The sequence below is a fragment of the Sphingobacterium sp. FBM7-1 genome (genome assembly GCF_020687765.1).
Taxonomy (GTDB): Bacteria; Bacteroidota; Bacteroidia; order Sphingobacteriales; family Sphingobacteriaceae; genus Sphingobacterium.
In genome coordinates this window covers 290,968-316,431 of sequence record NZ_JAJEWJ010000002.1, presented here as the reverse complement: position 1 = coordinate 316,431, position 25,464 = coordinate 290,968, and the positions used below count along the sequence as shown (strand labels likewise).

Here is a 25,464-nt window from a genome sequence, read left to right as displayed (position 1 = left end):
TTCAATCGCTTATCTTTTTAACAACTTGTTTATCCGGTAAACAGCGCCGTCACTGAATACTTGTGGGAAATCCCCCAAAACGGGAATAATCGTTCCATCTGCATCAATTAGTTCGAGCTTATTTCCCCGGTCGGCCAGACTGATTTGCCGATACTGGGTGGCCCCGAGTCGCTTCGCAGTATCCCATGTGCCCTGTATGCCTAACCCAGCAAATGGATAATCTCCTAACGCGTTGTCGGGTACAGATACAAAGTATGATTTCAAGTAATCGGCAAGCGCTGCTTTTTCAGTCGGGATGGTCCCATCGTTCAGTCCTGCCAATACCGTCGCGTTATCGGGAGCGAAAAGCAAGAAGCGATTTCCGAATAGAAAGGATAGGGAATTCCCTACTTCCATCAAGCCTGCCCGAGCAAGTAGTTTGGAAAATTCGGCATATGGATGCAACACGTTTGCCGAAGATTCTGCACCGATCAAGGTAAATTTGATAGTTCGTGTTTCTCCGGTCATCGCGACCTGTGTTTCCATGCTCGCTCCGTTATACCAGGTACCTGGTATAAATTCTGCGGCAACATCTTCTACACCATTATAGGTCGACGTGGAGTGTACTTTGCCATCGATTACATAGACATAGTTAAAAGAGTTCCGGGTGCGGTACACTTGTTTTCCTTGAAGGGATGTTATTCTATCGTAAACGATATGGTCTGAAACAAAGTTCGCCATCTGGTTTTCGGACAATGGCACCAGCACGCCGTCCGAGTTCTCGACGAGAATGTTCTCATCGCCGAACGCATCGGGGTGTCCCTCGGTCCAGAATAGCTGGCTATCTCCAATAAATGTTTCTAATAGAACTTCGTTGCTGGGGATGAAAAGGGTAAAGTCAATGTCCTTGCTCGCCAGGGTTTGATTTAGGCCCGTTCTAAATAGCATATACATGAAAATCCGGTAGTCTGGATTCCGGAATGCTGCCCCCGTGACGCTATTGAACATGTCTGGCACCAGCACTTTATCCAGACCATAAAATGCACCATTCGAAGCGATTGCTTTTTGCTTCACATCGCTATTTGGATTAAACATGATGGGGGTACCAAAAGCTGTTTTAATATCGGGGTTCTTCCCAATTTCAGACGGGAACACCACATTACCTTCGTATACGTGATTATATAAAACTAATAACAGCGGTAGTAGATCCACCTGGTCTAAGGAGGCGTAATGGGCCGACAGGTAGGTGTTAAAAAAGCTTTGAAAGGCTTGGTTACTAGGCGCAAACACATTGAAACCCCTATAGGTTAGACCAGCTAGGTCAAAATAGGCTACTGCATCAGATAAACCATAAGTGGTCCATTCCGATGCAATGGACGGCAACAGGCCGTGGGACACGTTATAAAGTGAATCGCCCGCCATCGCGTAGTCTCGACTTGTTTCCTCATCATAGGTGAAGGTGCGGTATCTATCATATACGGTTAAAAAGTCTGCATAGTCGGGCAACTCTGCTATGGTAGCGTGTATAGTTTTCAACGGTTTCAAAACTTCGTCGACAATGTAGATGTACCCGTTATCGGTTGGAATGGCATATTCTGCCACGCGGGCATTGGCTACGTTAAAGCCGCCGTCTCCTTGCCATGTTCCGGCACCGAAGAAATATTCATAATTGCTCGCGGCATCAATTCCTTTGGTTTGAAAATGGGTCTGTGACAAAACGGGTAAGAATCGGTCTTTGTTGAATACCTTCTGTTGCTTGCCCGTAATGGGATCTAATTCAACGCTTATAGAGTCTGAACTTCGCGTACGGTGTTTATAGTAAAGACCTGCCATATTGAGCTCTCTTGCTTCGCTACCATTGGGTTGATAGTTGACCAACATGTCTCGGCTATAGGCGTAATAGACCAAATGGTAGCCAATTAGCTTTTTTAGTTCTTTCTGAGGGACTTGAGCGATAGACGACCAATTGTTTTCTGCCAGATACCGCTGAAACGCGTCATCAGAGGGCGCGAATACAGTTGCAATGGTTTTTCCGTCGAGGACTTCTTTAAATCCTGCTCGCTGCGCTCCTTCCAAAAACAAGGAAAATTGCCCCCTATCCTCCAACACTTCCCAACTATTGCCCTTGAGCCAATCGGGACGCTCGTAATGCGAAACTAGTTCTTTTTTAGAACAAGCTACAAAACAGGCTACAAACACACTTAACGTGTATAATAACAGTTTTCTCATTGATTAATCGGTTTACTAAATTGTTAGTGATTATTGTACTTATTCTCGTATATCTTAGTCAGCCGCGAGCTGATGCAAATAAACTTCTATATTCAAATATCCTTGATACCGTTCATCTGTACTTTTTTGAAGCGCATCGGTAGCATTATCTTTATCTAATCCTAAACGAACTTCCCACTCGTCAGGGATACCATCTTGGTCCGCGTCCGTCGGTGCTACCGCTGTCGCGATATCGCCTAATCCTCCATTACTTAATGGTAGGTCAGTTTCCTCGTATACGTAACGTCCGGACTTGCCCAGGCTTTTGAGTTCTTGGATCAAGAGCTCATCTACCTGATCTCGCTTTGGCCTTGTTGCACCCACCCGCGCGATCAAGTACGGAACAAGTTCTTCTGCCGACAACCAGGAAGATATGGAAGGATAATTGGCATAATCGGTTCGGGTTCTGAAATTTTCAGGCTGCAACCCGGGATACCACTGGGCGTTACCTTGGATAGCAACCCCGTCTAACTGCCCATTCTGATTGTTATCATAATAATTGCCTGTTTGATACAGATTAAAGTTTTCATTCCCTCTTGAAAACGGGCTTTGTTTGTCCTTGGGGGTGGCAGGACCGCCAATAAAATAGTTATTTGATATCAGGGCGTTAGACACCATCTCTGAACCGCCACCAAGAATATATGCGTCTGCAGACAGCTGATGTTCATCCTGTGTTTTATTGGCATTACCAAAATTGTAAACGACATTATTTACAAACTCGTTGGCTCCTTTTACTTTCGGGTTACGGGTCTTATTACTTATGTAAAGTGATTTCAATATAGAGAGTCTACCGCCTGTTTGCATCAACCCGCCTGCGGAGTGATTATACCGATGAAGCCCCTGCGCGATAATGCAGTTCTGGAGGGTTATACTATCAGGTTCTACTCCCTTCTTATCCCAACTGACGGAGAAAACTTCATCTAGCCCCCATGAAAACGACATGTGATCCAAGATTATATTCTTACCATTTGCGATGCCTGATGCGTCATCATTTTTTCCCGCCCCGGCGTTGGTCCCTAAGCGAATGCGCAAAAAACGCGCTATGGTTTCGTTAGCGCCCGAAAAGGAAACTTTCCTACCGTACAACACAATTCCATCTCCTGGGGCAGTGTGTCCCGCTATCGTTGTGTAAGGCGCGACGGTTATACTGCTTTTTAAACGTATGATCCCATCCACTTTAAAAATAACAAAACGTCCCGGCTGACTTACTGCATCTCGGAAGGAGCCCGGCCCGTCATCCGCAAGCGTAGTAACGGCATAAACGCGCGGTTCGCCGTATCCTCTCGCTCCTTTTGCGAAACGTCCAAACCCTTCGGCTCCCGGAAAAGACAGCAATGATTGCGCCTGTAACACGGAACTTAAGGTGAACAAGACACCAACAAATAATCCTCTGATTAGGTTTATATCTCTCCTCATCTTAGTAGTTAGTTTAAGATGGACTTAAAAAAGTCCATATTTTATTGTTTATGTTTTGGCGTTTAATGGTTACATCTGTTTTCTATAAAACGATGTATGTGTTACTACACATTGTCAAATGTAGGGGGAGTACATTTTTTTTACATTCAAAAATTGACAAAATCTATCTAAAAATTGACAAAACGCTTTTTTTTAATGACTTAACCGAAAATTGCTGCTAAAGCGCTGGTGTATTATGAAACGATACACCAGCAATCATCCCATTTTTTTCAAATAATCTGAAGGAGAAACTTGGTACATCTCTCTAAAGCACGTACTAAAATAACCGGAACTGTTGAACCCTACTTTGTAAGCGACTTCTGTTACGGTTAATTCACCAGTGTCGAGCAACTGTTTAGCTCTTTTTAATCGAATGTCCCGAATGAATTCCACCGGAGACATGTTCGTTAGACTTTTTAGCTTCTTGTAGAAAGTGGTCCTTCCCATGGCCATGGCACTCACCGCAACATCAATCGTGAAGGACGTGTCTGACATTTGAGTTTCAACAATTTGAATAACCTCCCGCAAAAATGTTTCGTCTTTAGAGGTGATAACCACTTCCGTGGGCTCCAATTTAAGGATCGTTTGCTTATCTACCATAGCGGCAACCATTTGTTGCCGGCTTTTTAAAAGGTTCTTTAACAAATGTCTAACATAATCGATATGAAAGGGCTTAGTGATATAAAAATCTGCTCCGTAAGATAAGCCCTTTATTTGATCCTCGACTGCTGATTTTGCGGTTAATAAAACAAATGGAATATGGCTCGTTTCTACATCATCTTTTATCATCTCCAGCATTTGAATACCGTCCGTTTCCGGCATCATGACGTCCGAGATAATGATATCTGGCATCCATGCTCGTGCTTTCTCATATCCTTCTCGCCCATTGGTTGCTTCTGCCACCGTATAGGTCGTTTGGAATTCTTCTGTTATAAAACGTCTTAACTCTGGGTTATCTTCCACCAACAGCAATTTCGGAAGTTGTGTTCCCGATTCAATTTCCTCGGGCGACATTTCGGTAGACGCCACGACCTCTTCGTTTTTATCACGCTCCACGAAATGTTTCGGGACAAAACTATCCTCCCCGAAATGGGTATTACCTGCTAAAAGCGTAATCGTGAAAGTCATTCCCTTTGTTTCATTTATGCTTGCCGCTATGGTGCCCTTGTGCAACTTCATAATGTCTTTCGACAAGGCCAACCCTATCCCCGTGCCTTTGAAGGCCTTATCTTGTCCTTTTCCGCCTTCATAATACGGTTCAAAAATGACTTCGAGTTGATCTGACGGGACGCCGTCTCCTTCATCACATACTTGCACCATGACGTGGTTGGCTTCCCGCGAGATCCGGATCTCGACCCGCCCTCCGGCTGGAGAAAACTTAACCGCATTGGATAGTATATTGAAAAACACAATATCCATCTTTTCTTCATCACACCAGACCTGAATTTCGGGGGTATCGGCGCTCAGCCCAACGGATAGATCTTTATCTCCTACGATGTCTGCAAAATTATCTAACATCTGTGTTAGAAAACTCACCAATTCTACTTCTTTTACATGCAGCTCCGCCTTTTGCTCTTGAATCTTACGGAAGTCAAGTAATTGGTTAACGAACCGCACCATACGACTGGTGTTTTTATTGGCGACATCCAAGTACCGGAGACCTTTTTTCGATAACGTCTCGGTTTGCTTTAATTTCAGCAAGGGATTAACAATCAACGTTAAAGGTGTCCGCAATTCATGGGAAATATTGGTAAAAAATTGTATTTTCAACTCCGCTATTTTCTTTTCGAGAGCCACTTTATGTTTCAATCTTATCATCGTAAAAGCGATGCGTCTTACAACCTCCAACCCTGCAAAAATCAAAACCACATAAAAAAATATGGCCCAACCACTTAACCACCAAGGTTTGTTTACGATGATGGCAATACTTTTTTCCGGCACGTTAGAAAAGTGTCCATTATTGGTCGCTTTTACCCGAAAGGTGTAACGCCCCGGCGGAATTTTCGTATAGGTGGCTTTTTTTTGGTTTTTCACGAAATGCCAGTCTTTGTCATACCCTTCCAGGATATAAGCGTAGGAGATATCATCGGGCGCTCGATAATCCAACACCGTATATTCGATGGTAATCACGTCCTGATCATGCTCCAGTATGATTTCTTGGGCATAATTAATGGCTATTTTCAACGGTGAGTCGGGATCCTTAATGTCGATCTCAGCATTGTATAACTGACTACCGGTGAAAACCATATTCCCGGGAAACTTCTCACTCACAATCTGATCGGGGTTAAAGGATATATAACCGTCTATTCCTCCAAAAAGAATCGCACCACTATTTGTCTTGAGGCAGGCTGCCTCCGAAAAACCTATTCTAGGGAGACCGTTGTACGTGTTGTAGTTTCGAAGATCTGCTGTAGCGATATCCATTACTGCAATACCATTCTCCGTTGCCATCCATAGGTTTTGCTGATTATCTTCAATGATACTTAATATGATATCATTGGGCAAGCCCTGCTCTTTGGTAAATGCTTTAAACCGGAGTTCCTCATGAAATTGACCTGGCTTATTCAGGACTTTATTCAAACCTCCCCCAAAAGTGCCTACCCAAACTTGATCATCGCTCGATTTAAAAAGATAAGTAATATCGTTGTTGCCCAAGCTGCTTTTATCTCCCGATATCTTCACGGTGGGTATAAAGGTCATGTTGTCGGGATCTTCATCGGGATCAAAACGCAGTAGACCATCCGTAGTTCCTAGCCATATTTTCTTATCCGGCCCCTCCATAGCATGTCGTATGACCTGAAAAGCACGCTTGGGATAATGTTTAAAAGAATTATTGATGTTTTTGAAATGAATATGCCCCTCTTTTTCGACCAAGAGATTGGGACCTTTCTGAAACGTACATATCCATAATCTCCCTTTGTAATCCTCGGTAATATTATAGATTTGATTGCTACTCAGACTTGTTAGGTCCTCGGGGTCGTGCTCATATCGAACAATCTTATATTTTGTTCGCTGTTCGTTTTCCGGCTCGAGCTTAATCAATCCGTAACCTTTGGTGCCCATCCAGATGTTTTTATGCCGATCCTCTGTGATACAATAGATACTGCCGGGCACCTGTTTACTTGTGAAAACTCTAACATCGCCATCCTTATGAAAATACACTTCGCCTCGCTTATTCGTTATCCATATCTTACCGTCGGAATCCTGTAATAAAGCGCGTATTTCATTATCGAAGCGATCTGGAGCAGCATCCACTAAGCGCGTATGTCGGAAGTTATCAGAAAAAAAGGTAGCTTTATTTACGCCTCCATTTCTGGTGCAGAACCACAATACGCCTTTTTTATCTGAATATACCGCAACAACATTGTTGGAAAACAATCTATTCGCATCATCGGGATCATTATAGAAATAGGCTATGTTATTTGTATTTTTTTCGTAAGAACCAAAGCCGCCCCCTTTTAAACTAACCCATACTGTTCCCTTAATATCCTCGACTATTTTAAAACTCCGGTCGTTTATAAACCCTTCTCGTGCCAGAAAGGGTAAATTATGTTCTTTTTTATGTACGAAGACACGGAATTTGTCCGCGGCTGGGCTATATAAAACTGCGCCATCTTTTTCCGGCTCTAACCAAATATTACCTATCTGGTCTTCATACATCGTTAAGTAGGTTGCTTGACCATTTTTTTGCTGTAGCGTTGTATTTTTGGGGTCATAAATTTTCAACCCCTGACCGGGCATCGTTAAATAGACGCTACCTTTCCGGGAAACCAACATGTCCGTAATCTCTTCTTCTCCGATCCGTGTTTGTAAAAACACCTCTAATTTGGAGTCATACGACACTAGAATGCCTTGTGCAGTCGAAAAGAAGATATTGCCTGTCGTGTCGCTTGCCAGGCCCGTAAAGTTATATGCGGGACTGTAAACGTGACTTTGCGATTTTAGGTAGGGAGCTGGGACGTATCCTTCCTTGTTTTTAGCTAAACAGATTAAACCGCGTTTCGTACCAAACCAGACCCGGTGCGTTGAGTCTTCGTGTATGAAATTAACGTTACTTCCCAGATAGGCCGTTTCCATACTATAGTTCACAACCTGAACCTTTCCATCAGCCAGCGCCGAAATGCATATCGCGCTACTGTCTTCGGTCGTTAACCACACGTCTCCATTCGACAGGGGAATTATATCGGAAATAAAAGCATGCTCCAAGCTTCCGCCTTTATCTGTTTTTGTAATGGGCAGAAACTCTTCTTTACGCTTGTCAAATCGATATACTTTCTTATCGTATGTTTTTATCCATAAATATCCTTGTTGGTCTTCAATGATGTCCCTTATTTTATTGTTTTTTAAGGTGGACTGGTCTCCGGGCCTAGATTTATACACAACAAATTTATTGCCGTCATACCGATTTAGGCCATCCCATGTTCCGAACCATATAAAACCCTCCCTATCTTCTAAAATACAGGAAACACCATCGTGAGATAGTCCATTTTCGGTCGAATAGCGTTTAAATCGAGGCTCACGCGCTGTTCCCGACATATAAAACACATGGATAAACAGTATCAATATCACTGCTCCCCAAGCTCTTTTAATTTTTGCAGTCATTTATATCGGCTCCAATGCTGTTGTCATCGTGGTTTACAATTTCTAAATATAAATCATTACCCGACACTACCCATCATGTGCTATCCTGCTCGGAGATACCTAACAAAAACAGGCTGCACATTTCTGTGCAGCCTGTAGGGTTATAAATCAATCTACTTACTATGAATCTAGTATTAATAACCTGGGTTTTGCATGGCTGTTTTTTCAGGTGCTGTCAACGGTCTACCGTCTACGTGGATATTATCCAAAAAGCTCTGCGGAATAGGACGAACGTAGTGTTTGTTTTCCTGTGGTCGAGCTTCGTTGTGGAATACTTCATTTCGTTTAACCAATGTTTTGGTACGAGCTAAGTCTTCCCAACGCATCAGTTCGCCCATAAGTTCACGCGATCGCTCATTTAGAATAAACGCTAAGAATTTATCTTTACTGGAACTTGCGCCTAACACATCATAGAATTGATCGGTTGCATCCAAAATATCTGCCACTGAACTCAGTACCATCGCATTTTCCGTAGCTGCCGTCGTTTCCGCTATATTATTAGATTCGTAGTAGGTGTTTTTATCCGAATAGGATACAAACGCAGTTGGAGGAACAACTGAATTATTTTTATATGCGACACCCCCATCTACGTAATCCGAACGATCCTCACCCTCTTTATAAGCTGCACGTTTACGAATTTCATTGATGTAAGGTAAGGCCTGATCATATTTTTCTTGGCGACCGTACGCTTCGGCTACAATAAGATAGGTTTCCGCCAAACGCGCCAAAATACCATCCCGATAGCCAAATTGAGATGCCACAGAGTTCCGGGATCCATCGGCAAATTTAGACATGGTTACGTATCGGCTAGCATCATAATTTCCGTGATCTCCTTTGTAATTCTGCGTATTGCCCGCGAAGTAGCGTACAAACATATGTGGCGCACGATTTCGAATATTCGCCGTTGTGTACCGATCATCACCAGCGTCGTTCACTATATATTTAATAGAAACTTCTCCTCCTTGGAATTTCGGCCGTCCCACCAGATCAGGGCTTGGCGCATTACTTGTTTCCCACAGCGGGGCTGATCCGGGATTGTTACTCCGATATTCTGTCTTAAAGCTCTTCCAAAAACGGGAATCATTTACCCGGTCATAAACGTCTACCGCGTAATCGGAAGTACGGAGGCGTTGAAATTCACGCCCCCCGGGAATGTCCCGTTGCATACCCGGCAGATTTTGGTATACCGACGGGTAATGCAAATGCAGTTGGTTTCCATACCGGCCTATCGTGGCATCATTGTTCGAGAACTGTGCTGCCAAGATAATTTCCGGCAAAGTCTCATTGACACTATTGGGTTCCGTATAATTCCACAAGTCCCTAAAGTTTTGAGCCAAGCTATGCGAACTCTGTTCAATCACTTCCCGGCCATATTTTATAGCCTGCTCCAGATCGGCCTCCCGAGTACTTCCATTCCAATCTGCATATAGTTCACTCGCACGGGTCAAATAGACTTTTGCCAAAAAGTGTGCTGCGGCCCATTTCGTAATACGTCCCGTTTGTGCACCCGTAGTAGGCAATAGCTCGTAGGCCTGTGTGAAATCTTCAATCACCTGCTTGTACACTTCTTCGGAGGATGCTCGAGAAAACTCCAATTCAACGGTATAGGAAGGCTCCAACTTAACAGGAACGCCACCAAACTGTTTCACGAGTTTAAAATAATTAAACGCACGAATGAAATATCCTTCCCCTAACCGGGTATCTTTGGTCTCCTCATTCTGATAAAATTCAGGCACATTCGCGATAACTGTATTTGCCGAGTTGATCGCGCCGTACATATTGTCCCATATTGCTGTCACATCGCCGTCAAAACTATTAAAATTCGCACTATAAGTCCCCCACATTTCTTTTGCCCGGTCTCCCCCTACCCAAAATTCATCTGTCCCGTAATTAGTCGACGCGTAAGCCCATTCATAATTGAAGTGAAATTTTAGGGTTTGGTACATTCCCGTTACCAAACCATCCAGTCCTTCCGTTGTTTCAAAATCCTGCGTATTTCTCGCCGTAATCATTTCTTCGTTCAGAAAATCTTTTTTACAGCCCTGCAAACCCATGAACGGAACAGCAGCAAGTAATAAATATGTATACTTATTTTTGACAATCTTCATCATTGTAAATTTAAAATCCAACATTTAAACCAAAAACAAAACCTCTGTTAAAGAAGGAGTTATTGGTATCAGGGTCTACCCAATCCACTTTAGAATACAACAGCCCCGGATTCATTACCTGTGCGTAGATCCGTAGATTAGCCAACTTGATCCGATCTGTATAATGTTGTGGCAGTGTGTAGCCTAACGATACATTTCTAAGTTTTATGAAACTACCGTCTTGATAATTCATCGCACTTCTGTAAGGATCTCCTGAAGCACTATTATAATTAGGTGCAGGATAGTCATTTGTCGGATTATCCGGCATCCAGTAATCCAGTACACGCTGTGCGTAACGTCCTTGCAAAGATTCTGCACCACTTTCAATCGTGAATCCCATCCGACCATAAATGAAGAAATTGAGATCAAAATTTTTATATGAAAAGGAGTTATTGAATCCGAAGTTCCAATTCGGCGCAGAATGCCCGCGGATTTCCCGGTCATCATTCGCATTGATCCTATAGTCTCCGTTCACATCCTTTACCCGAATCGTACCAGGTCTAAATTCATGTCCATTTTCATTAAACTTTGCTATTTCTGCCAGATCCTCTGGCGTGTCTTGCCAGATACCTTCTTTCACGAAATCGTAATAAACTCCAATCCTTCTTCCTATAAAAAAAGAATTCCCCACATCGTCTAATTTTCCATTTTGTAATTCGACTATCCGATCAATGCTGTGCGTAAAGTTAACCGTTGATTCCCAAGAGAAGTTTTCATTTGAGATATTCACGGTATTTAGCGTGACGTCAATACCTCGGTTTGCAGATATACCTATATTATCCCATGTTGACACGTATCCCAATACAGAAGGTATCGCTCGGTTCATCAACAGATCCGTTGTACGGGATGTAAAGTAATCAATTGATCCGGACAGACGGTTATTGAATAAAGCAAAATCTACCCCATAGTTTATTTGTGCAGTCTTTTCCCAGCCCAACGCTCTATTGGGCATTGGAAGGGGGTCACGCAATGATGGATCACTAAGTACATAGCCATCTTCTACTATATTTCCCCAGCTATAATACAACGGCGTCAATATCCCCAAAGTCATGTACGGATCGACAGCGGAATTTCCTGTCACACCAAATCCAACGCGGGCTTTCAGACTATTGATCCAACCCAGATCCTCCAGAAAGCTCTCTCGATCCAAACGCCATGCTACCGCTGCCGAAGGGAACAAATCCCATTTGTTTCCATCCGCCAATTGGGAAGCGCCATCCCAACGCAGGGAGCCGGTAAACAGGTATTTACCATCAAAATCATAATTGCCTCGGACCATATAAGACGTCAGTTGTGTTTCTACCAAGTTTGAGTTAAATCCCTGAAGTTGATCTACCGAGTTCATCTGGTACCACTTTTGACTTTCCCAAGGCAGATCATTTGCTGTCATGCCCTGTGTCTCCGTCCGGTTGTAGGTAGCACTCTGCAATAGGGTTAATCCCATGTTATGCTTATCAAACGAGCGGTCGTAATAAATCAGATTGTCCAATGTCCAGGAAAAACGCGTAGTTTGATCTAGCCGTGCCTCGCTCGTTGATCCGGGTTCTCCACCCCCTCTGTTTACCGAGTTCGCTCCGGCAAAACGTCCGTTTCTATTATGGTAGTAATCAGGGCCGAAATTAACACGATAGCGCAACCCTTTGATCGGTTCCACTTCCGCATAGATATTACCGAAATTCCGCCAGACTCTTCGTTCATTCACATTAAAATATGGCTCTTCTACAGGGTTCAGAATATTTACATCTCCTCCTGGCAGATTGATGCGATTCCCGTCATTATCATAAGGTACAGCATACGGCAACATACCTCGGGCTGCCGCATATAGATTACCCGGACCTGTCGCGTTCGATGTTTGATAGCCATAGTTCTGATCACCCAACGTAGTATTCAATACAGCTCCCATTTTAAACCAGTCCTTAGGTTTTATATCAATGGTCAACTTACCGGAAAAACGTTCGTAGTCCTGTCCTTTTTGTGTACCGTCTTGCTTTAAGTAACCAACCGAACCATAGGCTTGTAATTTTTCTGTACCTCCGCTCGCCGATAATATATGATCATGTGTGACACCGGTTTTTGTAACATAACTACTCCAATCCGTTGTAGGCACCAAGCTACCATCCCATTGGCCGTTTGCCCAGCCTTTCTCGACGTTTTCCCAAGCATAAGGGTCTCCCCCAAAGATCTCCTCGTCACGTTCCTTATTCGGCGCATCGGGATACTGCCCAATAAAGCGATAAGCATCCCGACGGAAATCAATATACTGATCTGCGTCCATCATTTTCGTTCGATCGGTTAAGTTCTCGACCGTGGAAGTTACGGAATAGTTGAGTGTCGTACGCCCTGCCACGCCACGTTTCGTGGTGACAATAATCACACCGTTAGCTCCCCTAGATCCGTAGATAGCTGTCGCAGATGCATCTTTTAACACATCTATTGCTTCAATATCTTTGGGATTTAAAAACTCAATACCACCTGAACTTAGTGGCACACCGTCGACCACATATAACGGAGAATTTGATGCTAATAGAGAACGCTCACCACGAACGCGTATAGATCCCATTTCACCTGGTCGTTCATTCGATGTTACATCCAGTCCGGCTGCACGTCCTTGTAACGCCTGTAACGGGTTTTGTACGGGCATCGCAGTAATATCTTCGCTACTCACCGATACTACAGAGCCTGTTAGATCACTTTTTTTCACCACGTTATAACCTACAACGACCACCTCTTCCACTAATTCGCTTTCACTTTCTAGAATGACGAACAGTGACGTTCGGTTATTTATATTTACCTCCTGCGTACCATAACCAATCATGGAAAATGTTATGGTTCCTGTTGACGGCGCATTGATTTGAAATGTACCATTACCACTCGTCGTCGTCGCCACCGTCGTCCCCTTTAATTGGACTGTTACACCGGGTAACGCATTTCCTGCGGCATCATTTACGGTTCCCGTCACTGTTGTCTGCGCCCATGCAGGGAACGTCCACAAACAGATCATACAGATCACCAGAAGACACCTGTTCGACAGATCCATTCTCTTCTTTTTCATCATTTTTTCTATGTGCATTTTACTAATTAGTTAACATGTCATGACCCACTTTTCATCCCGTCTCCAGAGCGGGGAAAACCAAATCATTTTCTTTTTTACTATTTTCTTAGCGTTTATAGGGGCAAGTTAGGCAAAGCATACAAGGATGGCAACCTGCCGCATCCTGCCCGAAGGGAGGGTAGTTAAAAGAAACAGGTGCCTTTTGGGGCACCTGTTATGTAATCAGTTTATCCGTTTAATACGTTTGTCCGTCGACGCCGAAAATGGCTGCATCCGTTTTAGGATCCGTTTCATAGTACTGAATGGCACTGTCATTCATTTTTGGATAACTTTTTTGAATTAAGCGAATCATCTCCGCCCCAGCCAACAAGGTTGGTCCATAACCATGTGCTGCATAGGGGTTCACCGGGCGGTGGTAATAAAATGCGGGATCAAAGCCCATGCCGGTACCTACACAGGTGCCTTCGACCTGCCCTTTTTCATTTATTTGAGTGGATACCGCACTCCATCCTAAGTGGGCAACCGGCCCGTAAGCTATCGCATCTAACCAGCCTTTATTAACGCCCCGTGCAATACAATACACATAAATAGCCGTTGCGGATGTCTCTAAGTAAGAATCATTTTTATCAAGTAATTGATGCCAGAAGCCGCTACCCGATTGGTAAGCCGTGATACCCTGTACATGTTGCTTATAAATTTTTAGAAGATCTGCACGTTCCGGGTGATCGGATGGTAACACATCCAGCACTTCGGTGAGGGTCAGCAAAGCCCAGCCGTTAGCGCGCGCCCAATGGAAGGCCGGATGGGTATCCGAACTTTCTATCCAACCGTGCATGTATAAGTTTTTTTCCGGAACGAACATCCGATCCGTAAATTGCTTGATCTGGCGCACCGCTTCATCAAAATAACGCTGCTCGCCCGTGTAGCTACCCATATAGGCAAGCGCGGGGATACCCATATACATATCATCGAGCCATAAACTATTCGCTTGCGGACGCATACGCGCAAATGTACCATCTGCTAATCGGTGTTCTTTATGCTCGATAAAATCCATATAATTATCGATCAAACCCTTGTAATCTACGCCAGAGGCAGACTTACTAAACTTTACCATCGCCGCACACATCGCCCCCGCATCATCAAGCGCACCCGGCATGATAACTTGGCGGATTTGCGCATCTACCGTGCGATGCTCCTCATATAACTTACGAAAATGCGGCGCTACTTCGGATAGAAAATCAAAGCGTCTCGCTACGTATTCCCGATATTTTGAATCCGCGGTAGCTTCTGCAGCTTCCAACATGCCGGTATACGTTACGCCCCATTCGTAGCTTGCTAGACGGAAATCACCTTTCTCCAATTGCGCATGTGCATTCAGTTGCGAATAATCCGTAATTTCCTTCCCGGTGAGTGTATCCAGCACACGTGTTGGCGTTTCTTCGTCTAAATACACGAATATCCGATCGAGATCCTGTTTGATCTCTTCCGCTGTCCAGCCCCTATAGGGCGTCGTATACTCCGGTGTTAACAGATGTAGCGGCGTATTCGAATCATTGATCTTCGTTTCTGGTTTGCTAGCTTCCTGGCAGGCCGTCATGCCCAATATGGAGATGATCCCCCAAGATAAATACGTCTTTCTCATGTTTTCAATTTATAACACAGTTGATGTTGCAATGTAGGAAAAGCATCCCATAATGGCGTCATGCCGCATCCTGTGCTGAAGTATCCCATCTTCTATATTAATATCCAGGGTTTTGTTCTGCCTGCTTTTCTTGCGGTGTTAACGCCCGCCCATCCTTTTGAATGGCATCCAAATGGCTTTGCGGTATAGGACGTAACAGGTGTCGATCTTGAATATTAGGTGCGGCAGTTTTACTATATGCTTTCGCTCGTGCGACTAACGTTTTGGTCCGCGATAGATCTTCCCAGCGGTAGAATTCTCCCATCAGTTCGCGGGATCGCTCGTTTAACAAAAAGCAGAGCGCACGGTCATAACTGCTAGCGTAGCCCAGTTTTTGTATTATCGCTTCGTCTTCGGCTGGCAGCGATGCGAAACTAGTAATCGTCAGGTCTGTTTCCGCCGTAGTTTCTGCAATATTGTTCGATTCATAATAGGAATTTTCGGGATAAAAAGAATTCCGATCACCGAAACGCGCGTAACCAGCCGGATTCGCTTCCGCGTTATAAGCCGCTCCGCCATCCGTATATGCCCGGCGATTTTCACCCTGCTTATAACTAGCCCTTTCCCGTACGGCATTGATGTAAGTTAACGCCTTTGCATACTGTTCTTGCCGGATACAAATCTCTGCCGCCGTTAAATACGTATCGGCTAGGCGCGCTAAAATACCGTCTCTATACCCGATTACATCAGCCACCGCTTCGCGCGAGCCATCAATAAACTTATTAAGCGGCGGAAAGCGATTTTGGAAGCCATCCGAATCTAAATAATCGTTACCGCCTACGCGAGCCGCAAATACTGACGGAATAACCTTATTTGTCTTGTAATCCCGTACGTTTTGCAACGCTTGTGCATCGGGAAAGCGCGTGTCATTTTTCCCGTTGATAATATATAGGATAGACAGGTCGCCCAAAACATAGTCCGATCCGGCTGCTGGTTTATTCACCGCATATTTCGTCTTAAAACTTTTCCAGAACCGCGAATCGTTTACGCGATCATAGACATCGTACGCATAATAATTGGTACGCAATCGCTGATATTCTCTTCCGCCGGCAATATCCCGTTCCATCTGCGGGAGATTGAGGTATTGCGAGAGATAAAACAAATGCATTTGATTACCATAGCTTCCTCGTGTCGAACGGTCGAACGTAAACTGAGCCGAAAGAATGATCTCGTTCAGCGTCTCATTAGGTCCATCCACCTTCGTGTAATTCCACAAATCCGAGAAATTATTTGCTAGCTGTCGGCCCCCAATGACCTCATCAGCATACCGCAATCCTTCCGTCAAATCAGCCTGTTTCGTTGCGCCGTTCCAATTATCATTGATCTCACTTGCCCTAAACAGATAGGCCTTCGCTAAAAAATGGGCAGCGGCATCTTTCGTAATACGTCCGGTTTCAGAAGCGGTCGGTTGCAACAATCCGTAAGCTGCTGTAAAATCGGTAATGACTTGCGCCATGACCTCCTCCGCCGTATTGCGGCTAAACTCCCGCTCTACGGATGTGCTAGCGCTGACTTTGAGTGGAACTCCTCCATACTGCCGAACCAGTTTTTGATAGTTAAATGCCCGCATGAAATACGCTTCGCCTAAATACCGATCCTTTTGTGCACCATCGGGTAAATATGCCTGTGCATTTTCGATAAGCAAATTTGCGGCGTTGATCCCTACGTACATGTTATCCCACAAGGTGTTGGCCATAACCGTATTAACGTTGACAGCCGTGATAAGTGAACTAAAACTCCCCGCATAGCTATCCCACATCCCATTGGATGCATCGCCACCGACCCGAAACTCATCCGTCCCGTAATTCGTGGTGGCAAATCCCCATTCCGACGCGAAGTGTATCCGTAAGTTATAATACAAACCTGTTGCCAGGTCTTCAATACCTTCCGGCGTTTTAAAATATTCCGTATCGCGTTGCGTTGTCAGTTCTTCATCCAAAAATTTCGTACATCCGAAGAACGCCGGTATTGTCAATAAGATGACAATAATCTTTATGCTCAATTTATGATAGATTTTCATCGTTTCCTTTTTTATTAAAACAAGCCCTAATTAAAACCCTATTGCCGCTCCAAACACAAATCCTCGATTGGAGAAATTGTTTACCATATCCATATCTATCCAATCGATTTTGGAATAGAGAATAGCTGGATTCCGAGCCTGTACGTATACCTTCATGTTCTCGATACCCCATCGTTGGGTGAGCGAACTTGGCAAGCGGTAACCTAGGTTTACATTCCGGAGTTTCAAAAAAGACCCACTTCTATATCCTAAAATATTATAATACGGATCTCCTCCTGCTACGTTGTAAATAGGTTTCTGGTATTCGGCATTCTTATTATTCTCATTATAATAACTGATACTGCGTTGCATATAACGACCTCCTTGCCATTCGCCATCCGTATTGTATGTATAGCCTAAGCGACCATAAATGAAGAAGCTGAAGTCAAAATTCCCAAAGGAAAAATTATTGTTCATGCCCACCGTCCAACGTGGACGGGTATGTCCTACGATAATACGATCATCATTCGGGTTAATACGATAATCTCCGTTTTGATCCACTGGTCGCGCCATTCCTGCTTGAAAATGCAAACCATTGGCATTAAATTTTGCCATTTCCGCCGCATCTTCTTCTTTCCACAGGCCATTCGAATCGTAACCATAGATGACCCCTATAGGCGCACCAATAAACCAAGTATTGGCGATATCGTCTTCCTTGCCGTTCGATAAGGCAACGATCTCTTCTTTCTGCCAACCAGCATTTAAAGTGGTTTCCCAAGAAAATTTATCCTTCCGAATATTGACGGTCGTCAAGCTAAGATCCACGCCTTTATTTTTGGTTTCTCCTACGTTCGCATAGGTAAGTGTATAACCGGTCAATGAGGGTATCGTCATCTCCATGAGTAAGTCTTTGGTGTGCGACGCATATACATCCACCACACCCGATACGCGGTTATTCCACAAACCGAAGTCTACGCCTAGATTGTATTGGGTGGTCCGTTCCCAACCTAAGGCCGGATTCGCCATCGGCACCTGTCCATCTGCCATTTGATACTCAAACGGTACATAACCACTATTAGCTGAACCCCCAAATGGGTAAAACAACGATACGATACCGCCTTTGGTCTGATAAGGATCTATCGCCGAGTTCCCCGTCGTTCCCACACCAAATCGTACTTTCATCTGGTTTACCCATGCGGTTTCTTTTAAGAAATCTTCTTGCTCCATGCGCCAAGCTACTGCCGCCGAAGGGAAAAATGCCCATTTATGTCCTTCCGCTAATTGCGAGGCTCCATCCCACCGCCCCGATAGGGTAACTAAATATTTATCGGCATAACCGTAATTTATCCGCCCCATATAGGACATTAATTGACGCTCGATAAGACCAGAATCCCAGTCGTTCAACGAGGCAATATTGGCTTTATTCAACGCATTCCATTTTTGACTAGCCAACGGTATACCAATTGCCTGCATGTACGAAGAGTTAATATTCCACGATGATGCTGTTTGTAATAACGTTACACCCAGACTATGTTTATCAAATGTTTTATCATAGAAAATAAGGTTGTCTAGCGTCCATGAAAAATCATTTTGGTTCTGCAAGGAAGCGAAATTCGGTGAACCTACGCGAGCAACAGATTTATCATCCACAAATACGCCGTTTTTAAAGTTCCGGAAGTCAGGTCCAAAATTAACTCGGTACCGCAGGCCGGGCAAGATATTAAACTGCGTATAGAAACTGCCCAGTGCGCGGAACATCTTACGCTCGTTGTCTGTAAAGTTCCATTCTTCTGCCACCGTCCGTACGACATCGTCTCCACCCGGATTAACAATCCGGTTACCCGCTTCGTCATAAGGTAGGGCATATGTAAAAACACCGCGCGATGCGGCATAGATATCGCCTGGACCCGAGGTCTGCCCGCCTACGGTCGACATGCCATATTGTTGATTACTAAACGTGGCATTAATACTCGCGCCCATCTCAAACCAAGCATAGGGTTTGACATCCACGTTGATCTTCGACGAGAATCGGCGATAGCCTTGCCCCTTTAGCGTTCCTTGATTATTCCAATATCCAAATGACGCGAAAGCTGTACTTTTTTCCGAGCCACCGCTCACACTAAGGTTATGTTCGTTGGTAAATGCGGTACGGGTGACCATATCGGTCCAATTGGTGGAAGTCACTTTTGACCCGTCCCATGTGCCGCCTTCCCAGCCCTTTAGAATATTATTCCAGGCCGTAGGATCGTTTGCCCCTAAAAATATCTGATGGTCGTTTTCTTTTGTAGGTTGATCTCCCCGTGGATACTTAGTCGGATCCGCATAATAATAAGCCCAGCGACGCCACGTGAGGTACTCATCTGCGCCCATCATTTGCATATGGTTTTGCAAGCTCTCGGTGATGAGGTTTCCCGCATAATTTAGCGTTGTTTTACCAGCTGTACCTTTTTTTGTGGTTACGATAATAACGCCATTGGCTCCACGAGAACCGTAAATGGCGGTAGCGGAGGCATCTTTTAGCACATCAATCGTCGCGATATCCGCAGGGTTCAAGGTTTCGATACCCGACGAGGACATCAAAGGCACGCCATCCACCACGTACAAAGGGGTATTGCTGGCCGTCAACGAACGGACACCGCGAATATTTATTTCGCCGATTTCTCCCGGCCGCTCACTAGATGTAATATCCACACCTGCCGCTTTACCTTGCATCGCTTCGAACGCATTCGCTACCGGTCTATCTTTTAAATCCTCTTCACTGATACGGATAATAGCGCCCGTGACATCACTTTTTTTAGCCGTTCCATACCCAACTACCACGACCTCATCCAATCCCGTATCGACTTGTTGAAGCGCTATCGTCAAATTGCTTTGGTTTCCTACAGCTATTTCACGGCTTTCCATACCCACAAAGCTTATGACCAAGGTCGCGTCATTCGGAATTTCCAGGGAAAAACGACCTTGCGCATCTGTTTTCGTGCCGATGGCCGCATTACCTTTCACCGTTACCGAGGCGCCGATAATAGGCGCACCGCTCGCATCGCGCACCGCACCCGTCACCACACGCTGCTGGGGCGTTTCGTTCTCTTTCAGTGGTGTCACCACAATATTTTTAGCGATCATCTCATAACCCAACGGTTGGCCGGCGAGACAGGTAGCAATGGCCTCCTCTACGGTGGCATGTCGCAAATTCAAATCGATTTTTGATGCATGCTGAAGCAGATGTGTATTCGCAATGATATTATAGCCGCTTTGCTTTCGGATTTCGCGAAATGCGTCCTGAAGAGAGATCTGTTTTTTGTCGATCGTAATCCTTTGTCCGTAGCCAATAGCGACGGCAGCGTGGAGATTCAACAAAGTCAGAAACAAAATTAGTTTCATAATTAATATGCATTGTAACAGCCCTCGGTTATACACCAAAGTTGTCTTTTCTAGTATTTTTTTATACATTTAAACGAAGCTTTAAATTGGTTAAACACAAATTAATAAAATGAGCTTTATTTTTTGGAGGTGTTCCCGCACCTCCAATATTTTTTACAAGCTCCTACTATTGTCATCAGTTAGTCGCTCACCGTATGCCTCCTTCCATATTTATTGTGATTTAAGGTTTATTGAAAGGGTTAACGCGTCAGGAAGGAAGATGGGTAGTGAGAAAATAAAATTTACTATTTTAGCGTCGCTATTATAAACCAGTAGTCAGAAAATCAGAAACGGTAAACACAACGATATAAACTATGTTACGACGATTAATTTTAGGGATGGCTTTCATCTACGCCTATACGGTAGTACAGGCGCAGGATAATTTAACGATCTGGTATGACAAACCTGCGAAGGAATGGGTAGAAGCATTGCCTATAGGCAATGGGCAACTAGGCGCCATGATATTTGGGAAGGTAGATGAAGAGCTTATTCAGCTGAATGAATCTACCCTTTGGTCTGGCGGACCGCGGAAACATGATGTCAATCCAGAAGCTTATACCTACCTATCGCCTATCCGTCAAGCTTTGGCAAATAAAGAATTTGAAAAGGCTCAAGAATTGACAAAAAAGATGCAAGGACACTACAGCGAAAGTTTCTTGCCGCTAGGTGACCTCAAAATTAAACAGACATTCAAATCAGGAGGGCAAGCGAACAATTATTACAGAGACCTCAATATAAGCAACGCTATCGCATCCATCCGCTACGAACAGGGCGGCACGAAATATCAACGGGAGATTTTCACATCCGCATCGGACAATGTTTTAGTCGTACGAGTCTCGGCCGATCAGCCCGGCGCGTTGACTTTGCACGCGAACCTCTCCAGCCAACTTCGCACCTCGATTGCTCCTCTCGGGAATGATCGGCTTTATATGAACGGCAAAGTGCCAGCTCGCGTAGACCCTTCGTATTATAACAAAAAAGAACGTGAACCCATTGAATGGGAAGACGTTTCGGGCTGTAACGGGATGCGCGTACAAACGATTCTACGAGTGGTCTCCGACGGCGCGGTAACGGCGGATCAAGACGGGCTACATGTCCGTGATGCCAGTGAAGTTATCTTTTATCTCGGTTCTGCGACGAGCTTTAATGGCTTTGACAAATGCCCGGACAAAGATGGTAAAGATGAGAAAGCATTGTCTGAAGCAACGCTTGCCGGCATTGCTCAAAAGAGTTATAAAGAACTCAAAGCCCGCCATGTTCAGCGCTATAAAGCGTTGTTTGATCGCGTATCTTTAGATCTCGAAGATCGCAACCCTAATCCGATAAATGCCAAAATTCCGTCGGATCTGCGGCTAAAATTGTACGCTTTTGGAAATAAAGATCTGGCATTGGAACAGTTCTTTTTCCAATATGGGCGCTACCTACTGATTTCTTCCTCAAGAGCAGGAGGTGCCCCCGCCAACCTGCAAGGCATTTGGAATAAGGAAATGCGCCCACCTTGGAGCTCCAATTATACGATCAACATCAACACACAGATGAACTACTGGCCGGCGGAAAGCGGCAACCTTTCCGAGCTACATGCACCATTGTTAGCTTTTATTCAGGATCTGTCAAAGACCGGACGTAAGACCGCAACCGAATATTATAAAGCGAATGGATGGGTCGCCCATCACAATTCCGATATATGGGCGCTCAGCAACGCGGTAGGGAATGTCGGCGACGGAGACCCGCTTTGGGCCAATTGGTACATGGGCGGTGCTTGGCTCTCCCAACATCTTTGGGAACACTATGACTTTAATCGAGATTTACAATTTCTAGAAGAAGAAGCGTATCCGATCATGAAAGACGCTGCTCTATTCTGCTTGGACTGGTTGATAGAGCGGGACGGCTATCTCCTTACATCACCATCCACGACCCCGGAAAATCTATTTTGGCATAACGGCAAACAAATTTCTGTGTCGGAAGCAACCACAATGGACATGGCGATTATTCGAGATCTTTTCCGGAATGTAATAGCGGCAAGTGAAATATTGGGTAAAGATAAAAAACTACGTAGACAGCTTGAAATCACGTCAGCTAAACTTTATCCCTATAAAATAGGCAGCAAGGGCCAACTCCAGGAGTGGAAGGACGATTATGAAGAAGTGGATCCTCACCACAGGCATCTCTCGCATTTATTCGGGTTGCATCCCGGTAAAGATATTTCTCCCCTAACGACACCTGAACTAGCGAAAGCGGCCGAGCAAACATTCGCACTTCGCGGAGATGAAGGAACAGGATGGAGCAAAGGATGGAAAATAAATTTCGCTGCCCGACTGCATAACGGTGACCATGCCTATAAAATGATACGGGAAATATTACGTTACTGCGAACCAACGGGCCATCAGACCGGTGGCACTTATCCGAATTTTTTCGATGCACACCCACCTTTTCAGATTGATGGAAATTTTGGGGCTACAGCGGGTTTTATAGAAATGCTATTGCAAAGTCATCTTAAAGAATTGCACTTGCTGCCGGCATTGCCTGCAGCCTGGCCTTCAGGCAGTGTGAAAGGATTGAAAGCCCGTGGAAATTTTGAAGTCGATATCAATTGGAAAGATAGTCAGCTGGAAAAAGCCACGGTACTGTCGATCCAAGGCGGTTGGTGTACTGTTCGCACGCAAACACCGTTAGATGTGAGCGCGGTAAAAAATGTACAGGAAAAACGTGACGGTATTCACTATTTGTATTCTTTTCCAACCGAGAAAGGAAAAGTATATAAGTTAAGTAGTAAAAACGCGACCAACACTGATTAACAAATCCTATATAATAATAAAATGAAACCGGTCAAGCCGGTTTCATTTTATTATTCCTGCACGATAATCTGACGTCCTTTCAGAGTGAATTTGGCGGCGCCGGTTAACGCTAAGGCTCCAAGTAATTGATTCAGATTTTCCATCCTGGAGATCGTACCGTCCAAACCTTTCTTTGACATCGCACCCACGTATACCACATCTACGTCATACCAACGTGCAATCTTCTCCATCGCACTTTTTATATGTTCGTTGTGAAAATAGAAATATCCATTTTTCCAAGCCACCATTTCCTCTACATCAACGGTTCTAACGGCGATTTGAGAATTTTTTCCTCTTGAAGTGCTCGCTTGCTGGCCCGGACGCAGCTTCCGCACAGCTGATCCTTTTTCTAAACGGACACTACCTTCTATCAAAGTGGTTTGTATTTGCGATGCATCGGCATAAGCGGACACATTGAACGCCGTGCCCAATACGGTAATTTTAGTTTCCGCTGCATGGACGACAAAAGGACGATTAACATCCTTTTTCACATCAAAATATACCTCGCCTGCTATATATACCTCACGCTGATTTCCAGTAAAACTTATCGGATAGCGAATGGATGAACTCGCATTTAACCATACCTGTGTACCGTCCGGTAATTCCATCTGGTACTCTCCACCACGTGGGGTATTAAGCGTAGCCATTAGCGGTACAGCTTGTGCCTCTTCGCCGGTGCATTGGAGTACACCGTCTACGAGTCGTAACGCATAATCTTCACCATCTATCAGACGGCCTTCTGTCAAATCGTCCAGTGCAATCACTTTTCCATCCGGTAAGGTAAGTGTGGCTTGTTGCGTTCCCGGATGAATCACCTCCTCCGTTTGCTCCGCCGTTGAAACCAACGCAGCATCTGCCTGACCTACATCCTGCGGATTACGTGGGGTTGAAAAATAATAGAACCCGATAACAGCTATAAAAACAGCCGCTACAGCTGCATAATATACAAGAAGCCGCGATCGTCTCCCAGACTCGGGAGGGGATGCCTGCCAGTCCATGCGGGAATCTTCTAAAATGGACGCCCATAACTGCTCAGTGGGGACGTCATTCATCTTGCCTTGTTCCAACAATTCATCGACGACTTTTTGCATATCTTCACCGAGCTTTCGGTCATCCGTACTACAGCGTAACAAATGTGAAAGTTCTTCCTTTTCCGGAGCGGAGAGGGTATCGTTTACATAGCTCTTTAATAAATAATTAATTCGTTGTTCTTCCATCCCGTTCAGCATATCGATGTATTAAAATAGTAACGGCTAACGGAGTAAAATGGGTAGTGCAAAAAGTAAAATCGACGATAACTCGTAATGTCCTAATGCTTTACGAAGATTTTTCAAGGCATTTACTAAGTGATACTTCACCGTATTTTTGGAAATATGAAGCCGCTCCGCGATTTCTTCGTAAGAGAGCCCCTGTACACGGCTCATTTCGAAAACAGATTGTTGATGTTCCGGCAGACGCCGGATGGCTGCTTCAGCGATCGCTTGCAGCTCCCTCCATGCTACGGTATTCGCCGTTTCTTCTACACCTAAATGAGCTTGCAACTGTTGCTGTTCATTTTGGAATTTATACGCATGCATCTTTTTGCGAAAAGCGTCAATCGTCATCCGGCGAACCTGCGTAAATAAATAGGGATATAGCGGAAGATCCGGCGATAATTTTTCTCTGTTGACCCACAACTGCACAAAGGCTTCATGGGCAATTTCCTGAGCCAGCTCTTTCTCCTTACAAAACGTGTGGGCAAAGTGAAATAATTGCCGATGGCAAAGTCGGAATATCTCTTCAAAAGCGGCTTCATCACCTTGACGAAGACGGTCGATGAGTATCGGATTAACTGCACTTCTAGCCATAGGATAGGTCTATAAGGTATTTTATAATGTATTAGCTACGTGCAATATACAAAAATATTTTCGTCGTGCTGTCATGGACTATCCTGCACCATTATCAAAAAAAGCTACTTCATCGAAATGAAGCAGCTTTACACGATACAC

The 25,464-nt window shown here is 44.6% G+C and carries 11 protein-coding genes; 1 reads left to right on the top strand and 10 read right to left on the bottom strand.

Annotation, left to right across the window (positions count from 1 at the left end):
* Window positions 1–9 precede the first annotated feature (9 nt).
* The 8 genes from LKO28_RS05740 to LKO28_RS05705 form a co-directional block, all read right to left on the bottom strand.
* A complete protein-coding gene (locus LKO28_RS05740; RefSeq protein WP_227693751.1) occupies window positions 10–2,208 on the bottom strand; it encodes a fasciclin domain-containing protein in 2,199 nt (732 codons plus the stop codon).
* A 54-nt stretch (window positions 2,209–2,262) separates the two neighbouring features.
* A complete protein-coding gene (locus tag LKO28_RS05735; protein WP_227693750.1) occupies window positions 2,263–3,663 on the bottom strand; it encodes a polysaccharide lyase family 1 protein in 1,401 nt (466 codons plus the stop codon).
* A gap of 255 nt (window positions 3,664–3,918) precedes the next feature.
* On the bottom strand, window positions 3,919–8,304 hold the full coding sequence (locus LKO28_RS05730; protein WP_227693749.1) for a two-component regulator propeller domain-containing protein: 4,386 nt from the start codon (window positions 8,302–8,304) through the stop codon (window positions 3,919–3,921).
* A 173-nt stretch (window positions 8,305–8,477) separates the two neighbouring features.
* Entirely contained in the window at window positions 8,478–10,454 is a 1,977-nt protein-coding gene (locus LKO28_RS05725; protein ID WP_227693748.1) for a RagB/SusD family nutrient uptake outer membrane protein, read from the bottom strand.
* A 7-nt stretch (window positions 10,455–10,461) separates the two neighbouring features.
* The gene (locus LKO28_RS05720; protein ID WP_227693747.1) at window positions 10,462–13,545 is read right to left on the bottom strand and encodes a SusC/RagA family TonB-linked outer membrane protein; all 3,084 of its coding nucleotides are present in this window, start codon (window positions 13,543–13,545) and stop codon (window positions 10,462–10,464) included.
* A 232-nt stretch (window positions 13,546–13,777) separates the two neighbouring features.
* Window positions 13,778–15,184, bottom strand: a complete 1,407-nt coding sequence (locus LKO28_RS05715; RefSeq protein WP_227693746.1) for a glycoside hydrolase family 105 protein — start codon at window positions 15,182–15,184, stop codon at window positions 13,778–13,780.
* A 97-nt stretch (window positions 15,185–15,281) separates the two neighbouring features.
* On the bottom strand, window positions 15,282–17,243 hold the full coding sequence (locus tag LKO28_RS05710) for a RagB/SusD family nutrient uptake outer membrane protein (protein ID WP_227693745.1): 1,962 nt from the start codon (window positions 17,241–17,243) through the stop codon (window positions 15,282–15,284).
* A 30-nt stretch (window positions 17,244–17,273) separates the two neighbouring features.
* The gene (locus LKO28_RS05705; RefSeq protein ID WP_227693744.1) at window positions 17,274–20,603 is read right to left on the bottom strand and encodes a TonB-dependent receptor; all 3,330 of its coding nucleotides are present in this window, start codon (window positions 20,601–20,603) and stop codon (window positions 17,274–17,276) included.
* Between the two features lie 353 nt (window positions 20,604–20,956).
* Between LKO28_RS05705 and LKO28_RS05700 the strand changes: the two genes are divergently transcribed.
* The gene (locus LKO28_RS05700) at window positions 20,957–23,437 is read left to right on the top strand and encodes a glycosyl hydrolase family 95 catalytic domain-containing protein (protein WP_227693743.1); all 2,481 of its coding nucleotides are present in this window, start codon (window positions 20,957–20,959) and stop codon (window positions 23,435–23,437) included.
* Window positions 23,438–23,487: 50 nt separating this feature from the next.
* On the opposite strand, the gene LKO28_RS05695 is transcribed toward LKO28_RS05700, so the two are convergent.
* Both LKO28_RS05695 and LKO28_RS05690 read right to left on the bottom strand, forming a co-directional pair.
* Window positions 23,488–24,705, bottom strand: coding sequence for a FecR family protein (locus LKO28_RS05695; RefSeq protein WP_227693742.1), 1,218 nt, complete (start codon window positions 24,703–24,705; stop codon window positions 23,488–23,490).
* 24 nt (window positions 24,706–24,729) lie between these two features.
* Window positions 24,730–25,323: an RNA polymerase sigma-70 factor gene (locus LKO28_RS05690; RefSeq protein ID WP_227693741.1), complete on the bottom strand. Its 594-nt coding sequence runs from the start codon at window positions 25,321–25,323 to the stop codon at window positions 24,730–24,732.
* Window positions 25,324–25,464: the final 141 nt, after the last annotated feature.